The following is a 20249-nucleotide window of genomic DNA, read 5'->3' on the forward strand; positions in this document are numbered from 1 at the left end:
GGCATGCTGAACGCTTCCACGGGATGGATCGAGCCGCGGCTGGCCCTTATCGGCACGGCTGACGTGCCGCTGTACGTGATCGTCAACGACGAGGCCGCGACGCTGATCGAGGGCGGCCTGAGCGGCATGACCGAACTCGTGTGGCAGCAGCTTCACGCGCTGCTGCGCGACTTCGGCGGCATCCGGCATTTGCGCTACTGGCTGATCACCCACTCGCATTACGACCATTGCAGCCTGCTGATGACGCTCAAGTCGCGCATGCCGTGGCTCCATGTATCCGGTTCTCCCGACGCGTTCGATGCGTTCCAGAGCCCGTCGGCCTGCCGAACCATTCGTCAGCTCGACACGCACGCGTCGATGTCGTGGCAGCCCGCCGCCGACGCCGATTTCACCGAGTTGTCCGACCTGCCGTTCTACCCGGTCAATCCGGGCACACAGCTCGACATCGGCGCCGGGATGCAGATTCGCACGATCGCGCTGCCGGGCCACAGCCGTTGCCAGTTCGGCTACTACTGTCCGCAGCTGGACATCGGTTTCGTGTCGGATGCGCTCGGCGAGTATCACGGCGCCACCAGCTGGCTGCCGCTGGTCTTCCAGGACCTGTTTGCCTATCGGCACTCGCTGCAGGTCATCGAGCAACTGCAGCCGCCGCGGCTCGCGTTGGGACACCACGGCATCCTCACCGGCGAGCTCGCCCGATCGGCCGTTCGGCACGCGCGCGCATGCCTCGATGCGCGTGAGGCCGACGCACGCGCGGTTCGCGGCAACGCCGCCGCCACGCACGCGCTGGCCCACCACTGGACGGCACGTTATGCGGCCAGGAGCGAACGGGTGGTGCCGCATTTCCTGCATCTCAAAAGCATGATGCACATGATCGATCTGATCCATCGCGCCGAATAGCCTCCTCGGATTCCCGCCGCGGCAACGCGTGAGCGCCGCCCGGCGTCAGGCCGCTGCTCGCTGTTTTCATTCCTCTTCCGACGACAACATGACCACTGCGATTTTGCCGACCACGCTTAGCGAATTGCTTCAGAACCGGGCCGCCACACTCGGCGACAAGACCGCCTATGTGTTCCTGAGCGGCCCGCCCGAACAGGAGCAGACCGAATCGATGACCTTCGCGGAACTCGACGCACGTGCGCGCCGGGTGGCCGCGCTGCTGCGGCAGAACGCGATCGACATCGGCGACCGGGTCCTGCTGCTGTGCCGGCCGGGGCTCGACTATGTCAGCGCCTTCATGGGGTGCCTGTACGCGGGCGCCATCGCCGTTCCCGCCTACCCGCCGCGCAACAGGCAGCACATGGTGCGGATTGCCGGCATCGTCGAGAACGCAGGCGCGGACACGATCCTGTGTTCGGCCGAGGACCACGCGCGCTGCGCGACCTGGCTCGCCGATACCGACGTATCCGGCAGCACGCTGCTCGACGTCGGGGCCGCGCAGGCGCTGGATCCCGTACATTCGCCCGCCCGCGTGCAGCCGTCCCAGATCGCCTTCCTGCAATACACGTCGGGCACCACCGGCAGCCCCAAGGGCGTGATGGTGTCGCACGGCAACCTGATGCATAACCTGGGGCTGATGCGCGAATGGTTCGCCTATGACGAGCAGAGCACGATCGTCAGCTGGCTGCCGCCCTACCACGACATGGGCCTGATCGGCGTGATACTGACGTCGCTCTACGGCGGCTTCCGGAGCGTGCTGATGGCCCCGGAACGCTTCATCCAGCATCCGTACCTGTGGTTGCGCGCGATCAGCCAGTACCGTGCGGACCTGACGGGCGCGCCGGATTTTGCTTACCGGATGGCCTGCCGGCGGATCTCCGACGAACAGTTGGCGACGCTCGACCTGTCGTGTGTTCGTACCGCGTATAACGGTGCGGAATCCGTGCGCGCGAGCACCCTGTCGGATTTTGCGCAGCGCTTTGCCGCCGCGGGCTTCGACGCCGGAAGTTTTCGACCGTGCTACGGGCTGGCGGAGGGCACGCTGTACGTCGCCGGTCGCATGAAGCAGTATCCGATCCGGACGCTATGCGTCGACCAGGCTGCCCTCCAGCGGCAATCCGTGGTGCTGCGCGACACATTCCTGGGCGTGTCGCGGCAGCCGCTGGATCGTCCGGGCGAACGGGTCCTGGTCAGCGTGGGCCGCACCGACGGCGAACAACACGTGATCGTGCGCGACCTCGAGACGAACGAGCGTTGCGCCGATCGGACCATCGGCGAAATCTGCGTGGCCGGCCCGAGCGTCGCCGCCGGCTACTGGCATCTGGACGAGCAGACGCATTCGACCTTCCAGCACCGTCTGGCGGGCCAGCGGGACCAGGTGTTCATGCGCACCGGCGATCTCGGCTTCATTCTGGATGACGAACTTTACGTCACCGGCCGGCTCAAGGACATGGTGATCCTGGCCGGCCGCAACTACTACTCGGAAGACATCGAGTACGCGCTGATCGTCGGCGTGCCGGAACTCGTGCCGAACGGCTGCGCGGCCTTCATGGACGACCAGGTCGACGCGGAACGTCTGATCGTCGTCGCGGAAGTCGAGCGCACGCAGCGCAAGGGCAATCTCGACAGCCTCATCGACGCGATTCGCCAGGCGATCTGGAATCGCCTCGACATCGGCCCGAGCGCGATCGTACTGGTGTCGCCCGGCAGCGTGCCGAAAACGTCGAGCGGCAAGGTGCGCCGCAGCACGTGCCGCACGCAACTGCACGACGGCGCGCTGACGATCCTCGCGCAGTGGGACGTCGAGGGCGGCGTACAACCGCCCGCGACCGACCGCCGGCAACCCGCGCGCCCGGCAGCGGTTGCCGACAAGCCGGCGGCCAACGATCGCCGGCGCGACGACAGCGCCACCGTCGACGAACTGAACGACTGGCTCAGGCACTATGCCCGCACGCGGATCGATTCGCGAACCATCGACGAGCGTCGCACCATTCCGCCGCACATCGTGCTCGATTTCGGGAATCGGGGCCTGCTCGGCATGCCGATCGACCGTTCGCACGGCGGCCTCGGCCTCGGCCTGCGCGACATGTCGCGCGTGATGGCGCAGTTGGCCACGATCGATTCGACCCTGGCTTTCTTCGTCGCCCTGAACAACACGCTCGGGATCCTGCCGATCATGCACCATGCGCAGCCGCCCTTGCGCGAGGAACTGCTGCCGAGCCTCGCGAGCGGCCGGATGCTCGCCGCGTTCGCGATCACGGAGCCGGCCGCGGGCTCGCATGTGCGCGCCATTGCCTCCCGCGCGCAGCGCATCGCGTCCGGCGACTGGCTGGTCACGGGGAACAAGTGCTGGAGCGGCTCATCCGCCTGGGCGGGGATCATCAACGTGTTCGCGAAGCAGGCCGACGGCGCCGGCATGGTCGGCCTGGCGGTGCGCCCCGGCACGCCGGGCGTGCGGATCGGCGCCGAGGAACTGACGATGGGCGTGCGCGGCATGATCCAGAATTCGCTGCATCTGGATCGCGCGCGAATCAGCGACGCATACCGGCTCGGCGACATCGGCCAGGGGATGCACGTGGCGCAGCACGCGATGAACGTTGCGCGCCTTGGCATCGCTGCCGTCAGCGTGGGCGGAATGAAACGCTGTGCGCAGCTGATGCATCGCTACGGCGCGCGGCGCCAGGTCGGCACCGGCCTCCTGCTGGACAACCCGCTGAGCCGCCTGCGCCTGGGCGAGCTGCGGGACCGCATCGACGGGCTCGACGCGCTGGTCGAGCACCTGTCCACCGAACTGGATCTCGGCATCGCGCCGCCTGAAGATTGCCTCCTGATTGCGAAGATTCTCGGCTCCGAGCTGCTGTCGCAATCCGCTGACGAGATGATGCAGTTCCTGGGTGGCCGGGGTTATATCGAGACCAACCTGGCGCCGCAGATCTTCCGGGACGCGCGCCTGACCCGCATCTTCGAGGGGCCGACCGAAACGCTGCTGGTTCACCTGGGCAGTCGTCTGCTCAACGGGAGCGACGATCTGCTGCGCTATCTGGAGAGTGCGCTGAGCGCCGGTGCGCTGGCCAGGGAACTGCGCGAGCTGGGCGCGCAGCTGGCGCAGGACGGGCTCGCCAATGCGGCGAAACTCGACGGCGCCGCGCACGCCGCCGTCTGGGTCAATTATTGGCTCGGCACGATCGCGCAATGGGGATTGCTGCTGGCGGTGATCGAACGCGCGGCGGCGCAGCAGCGCATCGGCGACGGCACGCTGCGCTGGGCGCAGCGCCAGTACGAACTCGCGATCGAGGCGGCGCAACGGCAGGTCGGCCTGCGATCCGCGTTGCCCACGACGGCGGAACTGAACGACTGGGCCGCGCGCACCGGGTTCGAGATCGGCTCGATCGAGCAAACGATCCCGGGCGCAAGCCAACGCATCGATCCGTTGCTGGACGCCGATACCGGCGCGCATTCGGTCTCCCGCGCGCCCGATGCGCCCGATGCGCCCGCCGGCGAAGACGCCAGTTCGGCCGCCGCCCCGATCGTGAACGAGCCGGCAAGCCTGCTCGATCGCCAGCAGGTGCACGCCGTCGAACAATGGCTCATCGCGTGGCTGGGCGAGCGCCTCAAGCACCGCACGCTTCGATTGACGCGCGAGTCGACGTTCGCCGAGATCGGCTTCGACTCGATCCTCGCCGTCGAAATGACGCTCGTACTCAGCGAGGCGTTCCGCGTCACCGTCGATCCGTCCGCGGTCTGGGACTACCCGTCCATTCGCGCGCTGGCCGCCCATCTCGCGCCACGAACTCACGGCGCCGCGCCGGCGGTTGCCGTGGCGCACGCCGATCCGGATGCATCGTCACGCATTGCAGCCCAACCTTCGACCCTGTGAGACCGTCCAACATGCACGCCCGATTCGACCTTGGTGATTCCTCCACCGCACTGGCCCGGCAGCTCGAACACTATCTCGGCGCCTATCCCGACGAAACCCGTACCTTGCTCGGCCTGTCGGCCGGCACCACGATCGGCGTCGAGGTGCTCGACATGGAACTGCCGGTCAAGCTCGAGCAACACACAGATGCAGCCACGCTGCGCATCGGCCGGCACGACGCTCAGCGCGTGATGGCCTATACGCGCAGTTGCAACTGGGCGAACGGCATCGTGCTGGTGCCGACGCTGGCGCGCCTGGTGTTTGCCGGCGCGTTCCGCGGCCTGAAGGCCGGAGCGCCCCGCGCGATGCGCGCGTTCGCGACGTCCCGCCAGCCCGACCCGACCCGTAACCTGGGGATTCTGTGGGGCGCCTTCAACCTGTTGAGCCTGGCCGGCTGGCTGACCCTCGATCGCGGCGACGAAGACGCCGAATATGCGCTCACGCCGGCCGGCGAATATGTCGTGGCATGCGTCGAGCGCACCCGGCCGCTGTTCGAGCAACTGGCGAATGCCACGTCGGTGCTCCAGCATCTGCACGCCCTGTGTCATCGAACGCGCGCGGCGGCCGGCGACAGCATGCTGTATGCCCAGCTCGCGCGGATCTGCGTAGCGGGTTGGCCGGAGCTGCCGCGCCCGGCCTCCGATCTGGAGCGTCAGGTGAACGGGCAACTGCGCACGGCGATGGACGGCCTGTTGCTCGGCCCGACCTGGGTCGCACTCGATATGCCGGTGTTCGACAGGCAGCCGGACGGCCAGTACTCGCAATCGGCGCCCGGCATCCTCGGCAAGCTCGACAGCGAGCCCGACGGCGTCCCGGTCGGCGCCTGGACGCAGGCTGATCCTGTCGTGCTGCACGCGGCCTGGGCGCTGATGTGCAAGTTCGGCATGGCGGAAATCGATCGGGAAAAGGTGCGCCTCACCGAGTCGGGCCGGATTCACCGTCCGATTGCCGCCCCTTACGCGGGGTTGCCCGCGTCCTATCTGCGTTCGTATGCGCTGCTCGACGAACTGCTGTTCGGCAACCCCGATCCGCTCGATATCGATAGCGACGGCCACATCGATCGCGTGATGAACGTGTATGCGTCGAGCGGCGCCGGGTCCGGGCCGGCGTCACAGGAAATCACGACGAAAATCCTGCGCAAGTTGTTCGACGAGACGCCGCTGGATCGCCAGCCATCCGGCATCGCCGACATGGGCTGCGGCGACGGCAGCGCGCTGAAGCGCCTGGCGCAGTACGTCATTGCGTCGACGCGGCGCGGCCGGCACCTCGACGCCTATCCGCTGCTCGTGATCGGCGCGGACTACAACGAATCCGCGCGCGGCCGCGCAGCCGCCACGCTGTCTGCGCTGCGAGACATCTCCGGCGTGCAGGTACGCGTGATCGCCGCCGACATTTCCCGGCCCGACCGCTACGACGAAGCCGTGGCCGAAAGCGGCCTGACCGTCACGCAGCCGGACGGCAGCGTGCGCCCAGCGCAACTGAGCGACTTGTTGCATACCTTCATGTTCCTGGTCCACAACCGACGGTTGAGCATCCGTCGCAAGGACGCCGCCGAGGCGATCCTCGAGCGCCATCTGCGCACCGTCGATCGAGCACGCCTGCGCGCGGTTGTCGATCAGCACTATGCAGGCGCGCTGACGGTATCGGATCAGGCCGATCTGCCGATCTCGCTCGACCAGATCAAGCGTGCGTTCAAGGTGGCGTATAGCGATGCGGAAGGCCTCGTTCCCGGTTACGTGGCGGCTGCGGATCTCATCGATTTCCTGACCCGCTGGAAGCGCCACGCGAAGCATGGCTTTCTCATCGTGGAAGGGCACAGTCCGTGGGCGGAAAATCTTTGCGCGCGTGCGCCGGGCGGGCCGGACACGTGGTTGCGCACCGAGCAGCTTCCGTCGGTGTTCAACTGGGGCATGCATTTCGTGTCGCGTCAGTTCATGGCGCCGTTCAACGAATTCACACTCGCGTTGACCCTGGCCGGCCTGCGCCCCGACAGCCCGATTTATGGGCGGATTCATCCGGAGGGGTTCCCGGGGCCGGATCTGCTGAGCGATTATCGGTTCTTCAGTATCGCAAACTATGTTGCCGATACCGGCACGGATCGCTAGCGCGGTGGCGGCGCTCGAATTTTCGTTCGAAGGCCGCTTCCAGCTTCCTGCTTTGATGCGTCGGGCGCCACGGTGGCCGGCGCCCGGTCACGCGGCGCCGGCCCGTTCCGGTCAGCGCTTCGCCGGCACCGGCGGCTCGCCCGCCGTCGTCGCGTTGCGCGCCCAGTCCGCGAACTCGGTGTCGTAGCGATTGCCGATGTACGCGACATAGTTTGCGTAGCCGTCGTAATCGCCCACCCGGAAGCGCGCCACGATCGTGTCGACATCCGCGCGATGGCGCTCGAACATGAAGCGCGTCGCCATGTAGCCCCACCGGTACGCGCGCGTGACGTAGTCACTCGACGAGTAACGCGTGCCGAGCACGTCCGAGAACCGGTACGCGCTCGTGCGCACCGCGTCGATCGATTCCTGGTTGTCGTTCTTTCTCGACAGATACTCGGCGACGCCTTCGATCCACCATACGGTCGGCTTCGCGGTGCTCACCGAGAAGTCGCCCGCCATGTCGTAGCGGCCGTCGAGATAGTGCGTGAACTCGTGCTCGAGGTTCCACACCTTGAACTCGGGCCGCAGCCAGGATGCCTCGTGCGCGATGAAGCGCGCCTGGTTGCCGGGTGCCGACGGATCGCCCTCGAGATACATGCCACCGTTGTCGGTGCTGATGCCGTAGATCACCGACGCGTATTTTCGATAGTTCGCGTAGTCATCGAAAATGACGAGTTCAATCGTGTCGTTGCGATCGCCCGCGACCGGCTTGCGCCCGGTCCTCATCATCCGGTGGAAGTAGTCGTCCTGCTGCGCGACCGCCGTGCAGACCGACCGCAACTGCGGCATCGTCATGTCCTGCGCGAGAATGCGCACGCCCGCGTTGCACGCGTAGCGATTCGAGAGCACCGTGTCGGCCAGCCGCTTCTTGTAGTCGCAGGTGCCGTAGTCCGCGCAGTTGCCCGGATCGCCGTAGTCGGCCGCTTCCGCCGCCGCGAGCCAGAGATCGCTGTCCGCGCCCGTCATGCTCGTGGACGCGAGCATGTCCTGGATCATTTTCTTCACGCGCGGCTTCTGCGTCGGATAGCGGAGGAAGCGAAACGTTTCGCGCGCCGCGTCGGCCAGCTGATAGGCGGCGCTCGTGTTCGACAGGCTCGCGCGGTTCGCGGTGACGAAGCGGTTGAGCGTCTCCGGGAGCGTCGCGTCGCTGTCGAGCATCGGCTGCGCGCCGCTGCGCTGGTGCGCGTAGAAGAACACCGTGAGCAAGCCGGTGAAGCCGCCCGCCGCACTGCGCTGCAGCAGCGGCGCCGCCGCCTGCGGATTCGCCGCGCTCACGGTGTAGGACGCGATGCGGTTCTTCAGCGTCGGCAGGTAGTACGCTTCGTCCCGCATGTTCGTGATGAGCTTCATCAGCTCGTTCGCGGTGCTCGGCGCACGCGAATTGTCGCGATAGAGCGCATCGCCCTCCAGGCTTTGCTTGATATACGGGCGCAGCGACGCCGCGAGATTCGGAATCGGGTTCGCAATGCCCGATACATCATATTGGTAATAAGCGGCGCGCAGATAAATCAGCAAATTGACCAGGATCAAATTGCTCGCGTCGTATTTATAGATTTCCTGTACGAAACGACCCGCAACAGCGTGCACGTTTTCGGCATTGAAGATCTGTGTGGCCTGGGTTTTATCGACCGAGAACAGGCCGTAATGGCATTCGTAATCGGGAAGATTCGCGATGTAATCGGCGAGTGCCGCGCCGCGATACTGGGCCATCACCGACATGTCGCGGCAATCGGCGCCCGACGTGCTGCGCTTGCTGCGCGCGGCCGGCTGCTTGAGCGGCGAAGGCCTGGTCAACGCGGCACGATCCTGCTCGCTGAGCGGCAGGTTGTACTGCGCCTGCTCGGGCGACACGGGCAGATTCTGCGGCACGCGAGGCATGCGCGCCTGCTTGGGTTGCGTCGGTTGCGTCGGCTGCCCCGGCTCGGTATTGGCCGACGCGGTGCCGGCCAGTCCGGCGAATACCGACCACGCGACGATGGCCGACCAGCGGCGGCTTTTTTGAAGCACGTCGTTTATTGCCACTTTATTTTCTCTCGATTGTTTTTGAGCAACCAAGATATAACATTACAGATTGAAACGTCAATTTAATCGACATGAAAGAATGCAGTGTTAATTAGTTTTATTATTCAGCGACTAAAATCGATTTACGAAACAATTCAACCGTCCGGCACGGCCCGCCTACATCCGGTCGAGCGACAACGCGCATGCGTCACTGCCCGGCGGACAGTATTCGGCGAGCCTCGCGACAAACATGCACTGAAGCCAGGCGTCACCATCGAATGAAAAACGCGGGTGGCGAACCGCACCGGATGAATACACCATCCGGCACGACTCGCCACCCGCGTTGAAGACTTTCCAGCCCGCCGCTTACTTGCTGTAGTCGTACACCCCACGCCCCGTCTTGCGCCCGAGCCTTCCGGCCGTCACCATCTCGCGCAGCAGCGGGCATGCACGATACTTCGGATCGCCGAAGTCCTTCACGAACACGTCCATCACCGCGAGGCACACGTCGAGGCCGACGAGGTCGGCCAGCGCGAGCGGCCCGATCGGGTGGTTCGCGCCGAGCTTCATCCCCGCGTCGATCTCCTCGGCCGACGCGATGCCTTCAGCCAGCACGAAGAACGCCTCGTTGATCATCGGCACGAGAATCCGGTTCACGACGAAGCCCGGCGAATTGCGCACGCCGATCGGCGACTTGTCGAAACGCTCGGTCAGCTCGCGCACCGCCGACGCGGTCGCGTCGCTCGTCTGCAGCCCGCGGATGATCTCGACGAGCGGCATCAGCGGCACCGGGTTGAAGAAGTGCATGCCGACGAAGCGCGCCGGGTCGGCCAACGGCGCCGCGAGCGCGGTGATCGAGATCGACGACGTGTTGGTCGCGATGATCGCTTCGGGCCGCGCGACGGCCTCGATCTGCTTCAGGATGCGGCCCTTCAGCTCGACGTTCTCGGTCGCGGCTTCGATCACGATATCGGCCGCTGCAAGCTTCGCGTAGTCGGTCGACGTCGTGATGCGCGCCAGCGCCGCATCGCGCGTGGCCGCGTCGAGCTTGTCCTTCGACACGAGCCGCTCGAGGCTGCCCTTCAGCGTCGCGATGCCCTTCTCGAGCGCGGCGTCGCTGACGTCGATCATCACGACATTGAGTCCTGCAACGGCGGCGGTCTGCGCAATGCCGTTGCCCATGGTTCCGGCGCCCACGACGCCGACAATTTCGATGGCCATGAAATTTCCTGTGTGTTCGGGTGCCCAGCGTTCGATTATCAGATGTTCTCGAAGATCGCCGCAATCCCCTGGCCGCCGCCGATACACATCGTCACGAGCGCGTAACGCCCGCCGATGCGCTTCAGTTCGTACAGCGCCTTGACCGTGATCAGCGCACCGGTCGCGCCGATCGGGTGACCGAGCGAGATGCCCGAGCCGTTCGGGTTGACCTTCGCCGGATCGAGGCCGAGTTCCTGCGTGACCGCGCACGCCTGGGCCGCGAACGCCTCGTTCGCCTCGATCACGTCGAGATCGCCGATCTTCAGGCCCGCGCGTTCGAGCGCCTTCTGCGTGGCCGGCACGGGGCCGATCCCCATGTAGGCCGGATCGACGCCCGCGTGTGCGTACGCGACGAGGCGGGCGAGCGGCTTCACGCCCTGCGCGCGCGCGGCGTCGGCGCTCATCATCAGCACGGCCGCGGCCGCATCGTTGATGCCCGATGCGTTGCCCGCCGTCACGGTGCCGTTCTCCTTCGCGAACACCGGCCGCAGCTTCGTGAAATCGTCCGCGCTCGCGTCGTGACGCACGTGCTCGTCGGTGTCGAACGCCACCTCGCCCTTCTTCGTGCGAATCGAAATCGGCAGGATCTGGTCCTTGAAGCGCCCTTCCGCGATCGCGCGCGCCGCGCGACGATGCGATTCGAGCGCCAGCGCATCCTGCGCGTCGCGCGAGATGCCGTACTTCGCCGCGACGTTCTCGGCCGTCACACCCATGTGGATCGTCTGGAACGGGTCGTGCAGCGCGCCGAGCATCATGTCGACGAGCTTGCCGTCGCCCATGCGCTGGCCGAAGCGCGCGGCCGGCACGGTGTACGGTGCGCGGCTCATGCTTTCCGAGCCGCCGCCGATCGCGACGTCGGCGTCGCCGAGCATGATCGTCTGCGCGGCCGACACGATCGCCTGCAGGCCCGAACCGCACAGGCGGTTCACCGTCAGCGCGGGCGTGTGCTGCGCCACGCCGCCATTGATCGCCGCGACGCGCGCGAGATACATGTCCTTCGGCTCGGTGTTCACGACGTGGCCGAACACGACATGCCCGACCGCGTCGCCCGGCACGTTCGCGCGCGACAGCACTTCTGCGACCACCTTCGCACCGAGGTCGGTCGGCGAGAAATCCTTCAGGCTGCCGCCGAAATCACCGATCGCGGTACGGACACCGCTTACCACCACGACTTCTTTCGCTGCATTGCTCATCGTCTCACTCCGGTTCGTTCGCGCCCGCAGGCGCGGGGATGCGTTGCGTTACATGTTCGGGTAATTCGGCCCGCCACCGCCTTCCGGCGTGACCCACACGATGTTCTGCGTCGGGTCCTTGATGTCGCAGGTCTTGCAGTGCACGCAGTTCTGCGCGTTGATCACCAGGCGGTCGCTGCCGTCGTCGTTCTTCACGAACTCGTACACCGCCGCCGGGCAGAAGCGCCCCTCCGGCCCCGCGTAGGTACGCAGGTTCACGTTCACCGGCACGTTCGCATCCTTCAGCGTCAGGTGCGCCGGCTGATTCTCCTCGTGGTTGGTGTTCGAGATGAACACCGACGACAGCCGGTCGAACGTCAGCTTGCCGTCCGGCTTCGGATACTCGATCGGCTGGCATTGCGACGCCGGTTTCAGCATCTCGTGGTCCGCGTGCTTGTGGTGCAGCGTCCACGGCACGTTGCCGCCCATCACCTTCTGCTCGAGCCCCACCATCAGCGTGCCGAGGTACAGCCCCTTCGCCATCCACTGCTTGAAGTTGCGCGCGCGGTACAGCTCCGTATACAGCCACGATTGCTTGAAAGCGTCCGGGTACGCGTTGAGCTCGTCGCCCTGGCGGCCGGCCTGCACCGCGTCGAACGCCGCGTCGGCCGCCAGCATGCCGGTCTTGATCGCCGCGTGGCTGCCCTTGATCCGCGATGCGTTCAGGAAGCCTGCGTCGTCGCCGATCAGCGCGCCGCCCGGGAACACCGTCTTCGGCAGCGACAGCAGCCCGCCGGCCGTGATCGCGCGCGCGCCGTACGACACGCGCTTGCCGCCTTCCAGGAACGCGCGGATCGACGGGTGCGTCTTGTAGCGCTGGAATTCCTCGAACGGCGACAGGTACGGGTTCGTGTAGCCAAGGCCCACCACGAAGCCGACCACGACCTGGTTGTTGTCCATGTGATACAGGAACGAGCCGCCGTAGGTATCCGACTTCAGCGGCCAGCCGGCCGTGTGGATCACGAGGCCCGGCTTGTGCTTGGCCGGGTCGATCTCCCACAGCTCCTTGATGCCGATCCCGTACGCCTGCGGATCCGCGTTCGCGTCGAGCTTGAACTTCGCGATCAGCTGGCGGCCGAGGTGGCCGCGGCAGCCTTCGGCGAACAGCGTGTACTTCGCGTGCAGCTCCATGCCGAGCTGGAAGTTCTCGGTCGGCTCGCCGTCCTTGCCCACGCCCATGTTGCCGGTCGCGACGCCCTTCACGGAACCGTCGTCGTTGTAGAGGATCTCCGCGGCCGGGAAGCCTGGGAAGATCTCGACGCCCAGCGCCTCGGCCTGCGCCCCCAGCCAGCGCGTGACGTTGCCCAGCGAAATCACGTAGTTGCCGTGGTTCTGGAAATTGGCGGGCAGCGCCCAGTTCGGCGTGGTGACCGCGCTTTTCTCGGACAGGAACAGGAAGCGGTCTTCCGTCACCTCGACGTCGAGCGGCGCGCCGCGTTCCTTCCAGTCGGGGAACAGCTCGGTGATCGCGCGCGGATCCATCACCGCGCCCGACAGGATGTGCGCGCCGATCTCGGAACCTTTCTCGAGCACGCACACGCCGATCTCGGTGCCTTTCTCGGCAGCCAGCTGCTTGAGCCGGATCGCCGCCGACAGCCCGGCGGGGCCGCCGCCGACGATCACGACGTCGTATTCCATCGATTCGCGCGGGCCGTACTGCGCGAGCAAGCTCTGTGTGGTCAAAATCCTGTCTCCTCCTGCGTCCCGACCGTCAGCCGATCAGAACTGGTCTTCCGTCAACGCGAGCACGCCCTCGTTGCCCTTCGTGCCGACGATCGACGCTTCGAGCGCGCCGGCCTGCACCAGCACGTGCTCCGCGTAGCATTGCGCGATCGCGATCTTCGCATCGAAGAATGCCGGGTCGCTCGCGCGCTTCGCCTGCGCCGCCACCAGCGCGCGGCCCATCTGCCACCCGCACAGCACCACGCCCGCCAGCTTCAGGTACGGCACGCTGCCCGCGAACACCGCGTTCGGGTCCTGCTTCACGTTCGCCACCACGTAATCCACCACCGACGACAGTGCCTTCGCGCCCTTCTCCAGTTGCGCCTTCACCGACGCGGCCGCCGCGCCGTCCAGCTTGCCCAGCGCCGCCACCGTCTCGCCGATCTCCGCGATCAGCGCCTTCGCCACCGCGCCGCCGTCGCGCATCGTCTTGCGGCCCACCAGGTCGTTCGCCTGGATCGCCGTCGTGCCTTCGTAGATCGCCAGGATACGTGCATCGCGGTAATACTGCGCCGCGCCCGTCTCCTCGATGAAACCCATCCCGCCGTGCACCTGCACGCCCAGGCTCGCCACGTCGTTCACCATCTCCGTGCTCCAGCCCTTCACCACCGGCACCAGATACTCGTAGATTGCCTGATGATGCGCACGCGTCGCCTCGTCCGAATGGCGGTGGGCAATGTCGCTGTGCGCGGCGGCCACGTACGCCAGCGCCCGCGCGCCTTCGGTCAGCGCGCGCATCGTGCCGAGCATGCGGCGCACGTCCGGGTGATGGATGATCGTCACCGACTGCCTGGCCGAACCGTCCACCGGGCGGCTCTGCACGCGCTCCTTCGCGAATTCCGCCGCCTTCTGGTAGGCGCGGTCGGCCACGCCGATCCCCTGCATCCCGACGCCGAAACGCGCCGCGTTCATCATGATGAACATGTATTCGAGGCCGCGGTTTTCCTCGCCGACCAGGTAGCCGATCGCGCCGCCGTGGTCGCCATATTGCAGCACCGCCGTCGGGCTCGCCTTGATCCCGAGCTTGTGCTCGATCGACACGCAGTGCACGTCGTTGCGCGCGCCCAGCGAGCCGTCGTCGTTGACCATGAACTTCGGCACGATGAACAGCGAGATGCCCTTCACGCCTTCCGGCGCGTTCGGCGTGCGCGCCAGCACCAGGTGGACGATGTTGTCCGCCATGTCGTGCTCGCCCCACGTGATGAAGATCTTCGTGCCGAACACCTTGTACGTGCCGTCGCCCTGCGGCTCCGCGCGCGAGCGCACCAGCGCGAGATCGGAGCCCGCCTGCGGCTCGGTCAGGTTCATCGTGCCGGTCCATTCGCCCGAGATCAGCTTCGGCACGTAGCGCTGCTTCTGCTCGTCGGTGCCGGCCGTCAGCAGCGCCTCGATCGCGCCGTCGGTGAGCAGCGGACACAGCGCGAACGACAGGTTCGATGCGTTCAGCATCTCGATGCACGGCGTCGCGATCAGCTTCGGCAGCCCCTGGCCGTCGTATTCGGCCGGATGCTGCAGCCCCTGCCAGCCGCCTTCGACGAACTGGCGGAACGCTTCGCCGAAGCCCGGCGTCGCGGTCACGACGCCGTCCTTCCAGCTGCTCGGGTTGCGGTCGCCTTCGACGTTCAGCGGGGCCAGCACCTCGCCGCAGAATTTCGCGGATTCGTCGAGCACGGCCTGCGCCGTGTCGTAGCCGGCATCCTCGAAGCCAGGCAACTGCGCAACGGCGTCGATGCCGGCCAGTTCCTTCAGCACGAACAGCATGTCCTTGACGGGGGCGTGATAGCTCATGGTCGATGTTCCAATCAGACGGGTATGTGGGGCGCTATGGGGCTCGATGCGGGAAAACCGGCTCAGGCCCGGGCGACGACGTGAGGCATCGTAATGCCAGGGCGGGCGATTCTTATTGTCATATCCGGCCCATGTGGTGACAAAATCGGCCACGGGATTTGGGGGGTGGGCGGGGAAAGGCCGGATGGATGGGGGTTTGGGCAGGAATGGATTTGGCGGTTTCGCGGAATGAGCGAGCAATCGGCATGCCACACGGGGTGGTCGAGGGGGCCAGATTGGGCAGAGCCTTTCGGACCGTCAGGTTCCCTTGTTCCGCGGCATGTGCGCTGCACCGGCGCGCAATTCAGGCGCGAAGCGGGGAAACACCCGGCGTCGAAACGATCACATCCGGCTTGGAGAAGGCGCCCTCAAATTCCCCGCTGCACATTCAGGCACGTCTAATCGGCGTAGTAGAGCGTTGAGCGGGCAATGACCCGATTTCCCCCGGGCGGGCACGCGCACATCACGATGTCGCCGTCGAGTACACCGTGGGTGTCGCCCACTCCCCATGTGTTCGCTGTACCGAAAATTGAACCGATCTGACCACAGCGACCGCAGGACGCCCGCGCCATGTGATAGGTATACGGCTGTCCGTTGTCCAAATCCAAATCGTCACCATCCAGAACTTGACCGCCGGTCGTCGTTAGATTGCCTTTCAGCGCCATCATTTTTAGCATTCCCAGCTTCCTCCCATTCTTCGATAAAGCACTTAACAGCGGTTCAGAAACGCCTGTAGCAGATGCAAGCCATCTCGAGCCAAGCGCTATAGCCAACACAAGAAGCAGAGTGGCCCGACTGACGAGCATTTGTGGTCCAATGCTTCACTGCGGGAAACTTCCGCAGACCCTTCGCGCAGACCACCTACTTGTCCCGCATCGCATCCGGCGGTGTGGAAAATGTCCTGTCCAGTAGATATTTTCGGCGGGTTTGAAGAGGGGTGCCACGCGCCAGATTGGCACATTGAGGACACCAGTGCCCCCGCAATATAACCAGGGGTTTTGTTGACCAGACGTGTCCCAGCCCACATTGCCACTCCAGAAAATGCTGTGCCGAGACGTACTGATCGAAAAGGCAGTGCCCCCACGTTCCGCTGCAATTTCACACATCTTGTCGATACCCAGCCGTCGACGTTCCCGAAAACAGCGCTGGCACCAGCGCTTCTTCGCGGAGATCGCGGGGGACTCCCATTCGTGTCCGCTCGCACCGCGCCAGCGCGACCGCTGAAACTGATTGTCGCAGGAGGTTGAAAGACGCGCGCCGCCGCGGCTTGCCGCCAGCGCACGCATATCGCCTATCGTGTCGCGTACGCGTTCGCAAAAACACTGCCTGCACCACCTTCCGCCACGGATGTTCGCCGGTGCGGTTGACCAGCGATGATCCGCTGCGCACTCGAACAACAGCGGAGTGGCAGCATTCACATCATCCGACGACAGGCAGCGTCCGCCGCGGGCGGTCGCAATGGCATGCATATGCTCAATCGTCAGCGTCGAACGACCTTGCTGTTTCGGCGATGTCGCCATGGTTGCTCTCGTCAATCAAAAAATCGGCATCGCAAAATCAGGTGTCACTGGTCGCAATCGGGATCGGATAACGCAATTGATCAGCCTTCATCCTGCGTGCCCGACAGCGTCGAGGCTTTTGGCTTCGGCGCTGGCGCCGCAGGTGCGCTCTGCTGGGGCGCGGATCGGGTGACAGGCTGATCCCTGGCGTCAACCAGGATCAGCGCGTTGTCGCGCACTTCGATCTTCACCGGATCCGTCTTTTTCCACTGTTTCTTCGGCACGGCCAGCTTCCAGACCGCGCCATCCCCCGGCTCACGGAAGAACGCCACGACGCCGACCACCTGCGCGTCTGGATTCATCGGCTCGACCACGCTGGCGCTCGCGCCTGGCCGCAGCACCACATCCTTGGTCGCGAGCAGGTCCGCCTTGAGCGCATCGAGGTCGTTGGTTTGCAGCTGGGTGTAGTCGAGCTGCTCGAAGGTCTTCGCGTCCTTCAACTGATAGAGCCGCACGACCGTCGACAATGGCTGCCCTCCGGCATTAGCGTTGAGGGACGACCGGGCGACGAGATCGAGATTCATCGCCTTCACCTGCGTCGTGAACGCCCATTTCGCCGCGTCCACCGTACTGTCCTTCACGGCCTGCCCGACGCCGCAACCGGCGGTTGAAAGGATGACCAAGGCTGCCGCCACCCCGACCAGGCTTTTCCCCGTCGGTGTCCTGAGAAGGTTCATCTGCTGCTTGTCCATGTTCAGTGTCCTGCGTCGCGTTGTCCTGCCAAATGGTGTTTCGGGCTCATGCAGCGCCTGTCGCCCCGCTCCAGCGCCCCAATTGCACCCATGTCACGCGCGGGCGTCCGTGCTGCGCCCTGGGTGGTGAGCCCAGTTGTGTAGTCAGTCCCAGATTCGCCTGACCGGGCATCAACAGTGGTTCCGGCATCAGGTCGGGATGCACCTGCATCTCCAACAACGCTTCGCTCTCGTAGCCGAGGTAAAAGCGCAGCAACGCGGTGATCTGTCGATACGCCGGTCGTCCCGGCACGAGCGCCGCGACCGCTTCGCGCGTGTGCGGCGTAATTACGATACGCACGGTGTTCGCCCGATCGTAGAACCCGCGTCCGAGCAAGCATTGCTCGCCAAGCGCGGCAGGTTCGAAGTCGTTGACGGTACGCCAGACCGGATAAAACTCCTCTACGTCGATGGCGGCGTCCGGTATCGCATGTTTCAGTACGCCGGCGAGCCCTTCAGCCGTGCGCGTCTTCTGTGCGGCCAGCCCGAGCATCGACAGGAGCGTGCGCGCACCGACACCCGGGGGCAGCCCCCAGTCCGGCGCTCGGGTCTCCGGCGACCGGAACCCAAGGCCGACAAAGCTGAGCACGCCACGCGACACGGTATCGAAGCCATCAGGCCGAAAACCGGCTGGATACCTATACTTGCGCCAGATCCGGTAGAGCTGCGCCGTAATACGATGATGAAATAGGTCCAGGAACGCGGACAGCGGCTCGGCGCCATCCCGGTTTTGCGCGACCTCGTACACGAAGTACGCCGGCATGCGCGCATCGACGCCGTACAAACCGAGGAATGTGGTACGCACGGCGGCCTGCGTAGTCGGATTATCGGCATCGAATTCGACCGTGTCGATTTCGCGCGCAGGAAACCCCAATTGGGCCCGCGATCGGAACCGAATCGGATCCGTCACGGGTGAATCGGTACTCCCCAGCGGAGCAGCGTCGGGCGCGGCCATCTCGATCAGCGCGCAGAAGCGATAGAAATTCATCCGGTGCGCCTGCTCCAGCAGCGCCGGCAGCAAAGCCCGGTCCGCCTGGGTCGGCGGCAAACTCGTCAGACTACGTTCGGACGGTTTCGTGAGTGCGTTCAAAACGGCGCTCCTTCACCCTTGGTATCGGGCCATTCGAGCCGCTGACCAGTCGGCTGCGACACGATGACGAGCTTCGTGTACAGGTTGACTGTCGCGTACAGGCCAAGAAACCGGTTGAGCATCGCACCGAACAGTTCAAGATCGCCGTTGCCAGCGAAGTGCGTGCTGTCGACCGTCACCGCGATCTCGACGCCGCGCATCAACCCGCCCTTCACGAGTTTCTGCAACTGACGGTGACGCACGTCGGTAATCGCTTCGATGCGGCGACGGTTCAATTCGCCGTCGGTCCAGTCGTACAGGGCAAGCGAGCCGCGCAGGATTTCCGCATCGAGCAGTGACAGATAGTTGGGCGCCAGATGCGACAGAACGCGCCACTGGAAGCGGTCTCCGGTCGGCGGGTATACCGGCAGTGTCGGCGCAGTCAGGTTGCGCACCGAAGCGATGTTGGTGAACCCTGCCCGCATGCGCGTGATGCTGGCATCCCGCAGCGCCTTGCGCGGCAGCATGCCGTTGGTGCCCGTGACCGCCAGCGACAGCGTTTCCTGCGGCAGCGTGTGTTCGGTTTCCCATGCATGGCCACCGAGTACCACCCACGTGTCAAACCGTCCAGACGGCGCGCGCCGCACACGCGTATGGAAATAGCGCTCCGGCATCGCATGGCGCAGCATGCCGCCGCGATGGCGAAACGCCGCGAATGGCACATATTCGAAACGCCGGCCGCGCTCGATACCGTGCACCGCATCGACCGAGTAGATGTCGACCAGCGGGCCGTGCTGCTCACGCGCCCGCACCCGGTATTCGGTTTCAAATTGCGTGACCTTGACCGGATCGGCCTGGACCGGAAACAGGTTGATGATCGGCGTGCAGTACAACCGCACGTTTTCCGCGTTGAAGCGCATGTCGTCATGCCACTGCCTTGCCAGCACGATTTCAACGTCGACGTATGGAGCGAATACGGGAAGCGCCTGGATGTCGAGCCCGAGCAGGTCGACGAACATGAACTTCTCGGGGAACGTGAAATACTCCAGCAGCAACTGATAACCGCCGAACGCGTTATCGGCTTTCGGCCACAGGCGCTCGTTGCCCGCGAAGCCGGCCGCCTCCATCCGCAGCCCCGGCATATCCTGGGGCGCGCCGGGACGATCCTCCGGGAAACCCGGGACGCGCACCTGCATCGCGAGCGGCTTCGCTGTCAGCGCTGCATGCAGTGCGAGGGCAACCGGTCGATCCGCGTCGAGATACAGACGCAGGCGCGGCACGCGCAGTCGCTCGCGCTGAGCTTGCGGCTGGATCGCCAGGCGAAACCGGATCACGGAACGACCGTCTTCACGCGCCCATGCTCCCGCCTCTGTGAGCGTGATCGGATACAGGTCAATCGGCTGCGTGGTGCGGTAGACGCATTCAACATACGTGGCAGCACCCTCCTCATGGCCTGTCGCAATCGGCCCGGACGTCACCTCGAGCCCGGCTCCGAGCGTCTCGTGCTTTTGCAAGACACCCCTGTCCGGTGTGAGTTCGAGGATCGACAGCGACGGAATCATGCGCAGGTAGTGCGGCCAGAGCATGCTGACGAGCCCTTCGGTCAGCTCGGGCAGTTCGTCATCAAGCTTATGACGCAGGCGCCCCATCAGGAACGCGAAACCTTCCAGCAGTCGTTCCACGTGGGGGTCGCGTTCGCCCCCGCGATCCAGCCCCAGCTCGCGCGCCCGATCGGGGAAGGCGTGCGCAAACTCGCGGCCGGCCTCGCGCAAATAGCGCATTTCCGCCTCGTAATAGCGCAGGATCTCGTTATCCTTGATCGGATTTGTCATTGTGTGTCCTGTTG

Annotated in this window: 13 protein-coding genes; 3 read left to right on the forward strand and 10 right to left on the reverse strand. The window is 65.3% G+C overall.

Going from position 1 to position 20249, the window contains the following annotated elements:
- Positions 1-3 precede the first annotated feature (3 nt).
- The 3 genes from ACPTTC_RS37880 (at position 4) to ACPTTC_RS37890 (ending at position 6960) form a co-directional block, all read left to right on the forward strand.
- On the forward strand, positions 4-900 hold the full coding sequence (locus ACPTTC_RS37880) for an MBL fold metallo-hydrolase (RefSeq protein ID WP_423396378.1): 897 nt from the start codon (positions 4-6) through the stop codon (positions 898-900).
- 88 nt (positions 901-988) lie between these two features.
- A complete protein-coding gene (locus tag ACPTTC_RS37885; protein ID WP_423396379.1) occupies positions 989-4816 on the forward strand; it encodes an AMP-binding protein in 3828 nt (1275 codons plus the stop codon).
- An 11-nt stretch (positions 4817-4827) separates the two neighbouring features.
- A complete protein-coding gene (locus ACPTTC_RS37890) occupies positions 4828-6960 on the forward strand; it encodes a class I SAM-dependent methyltransferase (protein WP_423396380.1) in 2133 nt (710 codons plus the stop codon).
- A gap of 111 nt (positions 6961-7071) precedes the next feature.
- Here the strand turns inward: ACPTTC_RS37890 and ACPTTC_RS37895 are convergent, their stop codons facing one another.
- From ACPTTC_RS37895 to tssF, 10 genes are all read right to left on the reverse strand, one after another.
- Positions 7072-9009: a collagenase gene (locus tag ACPTTC_RS37895; RefSeq protein WP_423396381.1), complete on the reverse strand. Its 1938-nt coding sequence runs from the start codon at positions 9007-9009 to the stop codon at positions 7072-7074.
- Between the two features lie 360 nt (positions 9010-9369).
- Positions 9370-10224 (reverse strand): 3-hydroxybutyryl-CoA dehydrogenase, encoded by an 855-nt coding sequence (locus tag ACPTTC_RS37900; protein WP_089429495.1) that lies wholly within the window; start codon positions 10222-10224, stop codon positions 9370-9372.
- Positions 10225-10262: 38 nt separating this feature from the next.
- The gene (gene bktB / locus ACPTTC_RS37905; RefSeq protein ID WP_175970644.1) at positions 10263-11456 is read right to left on the reverse strand and encodes a beta-ketothiolase BktB; all 1194 of its coding nucleotides are present in this window, start codon (positions 11454-11456) and stop codon (positions 10263-10265) included.
- A gap of 48 nt (positions 11457-11504) precedes the next feature.
- Positions 11505-13178 (reverse strand): electron transfer flavoprotein-ubiquinone oxidoreductase, encoded by a 1674-nt coding sequence (locus ACPTTC_RS37910; protein ID WP_423396382.1) that lies wholly within the window; start codon positions 13176-13178, stop codon positions 11505-11507.
- A 36-nt stretch (positions 13179-13214) separates the two neighbouring features.
- Positions 13215-15005, reverse strand: coding sequence for an acyl-CoA dehydrogenase (locus ACPTTC_RS37915; protein ID WP_423396383.1), 1791 nt, complete (start codon positions 15003-15005; stop codon positions 13215-13217).
- 437 nt (positions 15006-15442) lie between these two features.
- Entirely contained in the window at positions 15443-15721 is a 279-nt protein-coding gene (locus tag ACPTTC_RS37920; RefSeq protein WP_175951966.1) for a PAAR domain-containing protein, read from the reverse strand.
- Between the two features lie 144 nt (positions 15722-15865).
- On the reverse strand, positions 15866-16564 hold the full coding sequence (locus ACPTTC_RS37925) for a hypothetical protein (protein WP_423396384.1): 699 nt from the start codon (positions 16562-16564) through the stop codon (positions 15866-15868).
- A gap of 80 nt (positions 16565-16644) precedes the next feature.
- Positions 16645-17295: a type VI secretion system lipoprotein TssJ gene (gene tssJ / locus ACPTTC_RS37930; protein WP_423396385.1), complete on the reverse strand. Its 651-nt coding sequence runs from the start codon at positions 17293-17295 to the stop codon at positions 16645-16647.
- 46 nt (positions 17296-17341) lie between these two features.
- Positions 17342-18322, reverse strand: coding sequence for a type VI secretion system baseplate subunit TssG (tssG, locus tag ACPTTC_RS37935; protein ID WP_423396579.1), 981 nt, complete (start codon positions 18320-18322; stop codon positions 17342-17344).
- 98 nt (positions 18323-18420) lie between these two features.
- On the reverse strand, positions 18421-20235 hold the full coding sequence (gene tssF, locus ACPTTC_RS37940; RefSeq protein ID WP_423396580.1) for a type VI secretion system baseplate subunit TssF: 1815 nt from the start codon (positions 20233-20235) through the stop codon (positions 18421-18423).
- Positions 20236-20249: the final 14 nt, after the last annotated feature.

The sequence above is a fragment of the Burkholderia mycopellens genome, assembly GCF_964265025.1.
GTDB lineage: Bacteria > Pseudomonadota > Gammaproteobacteria > Burkholderiales > Burkholderiaceae > Burkholderia.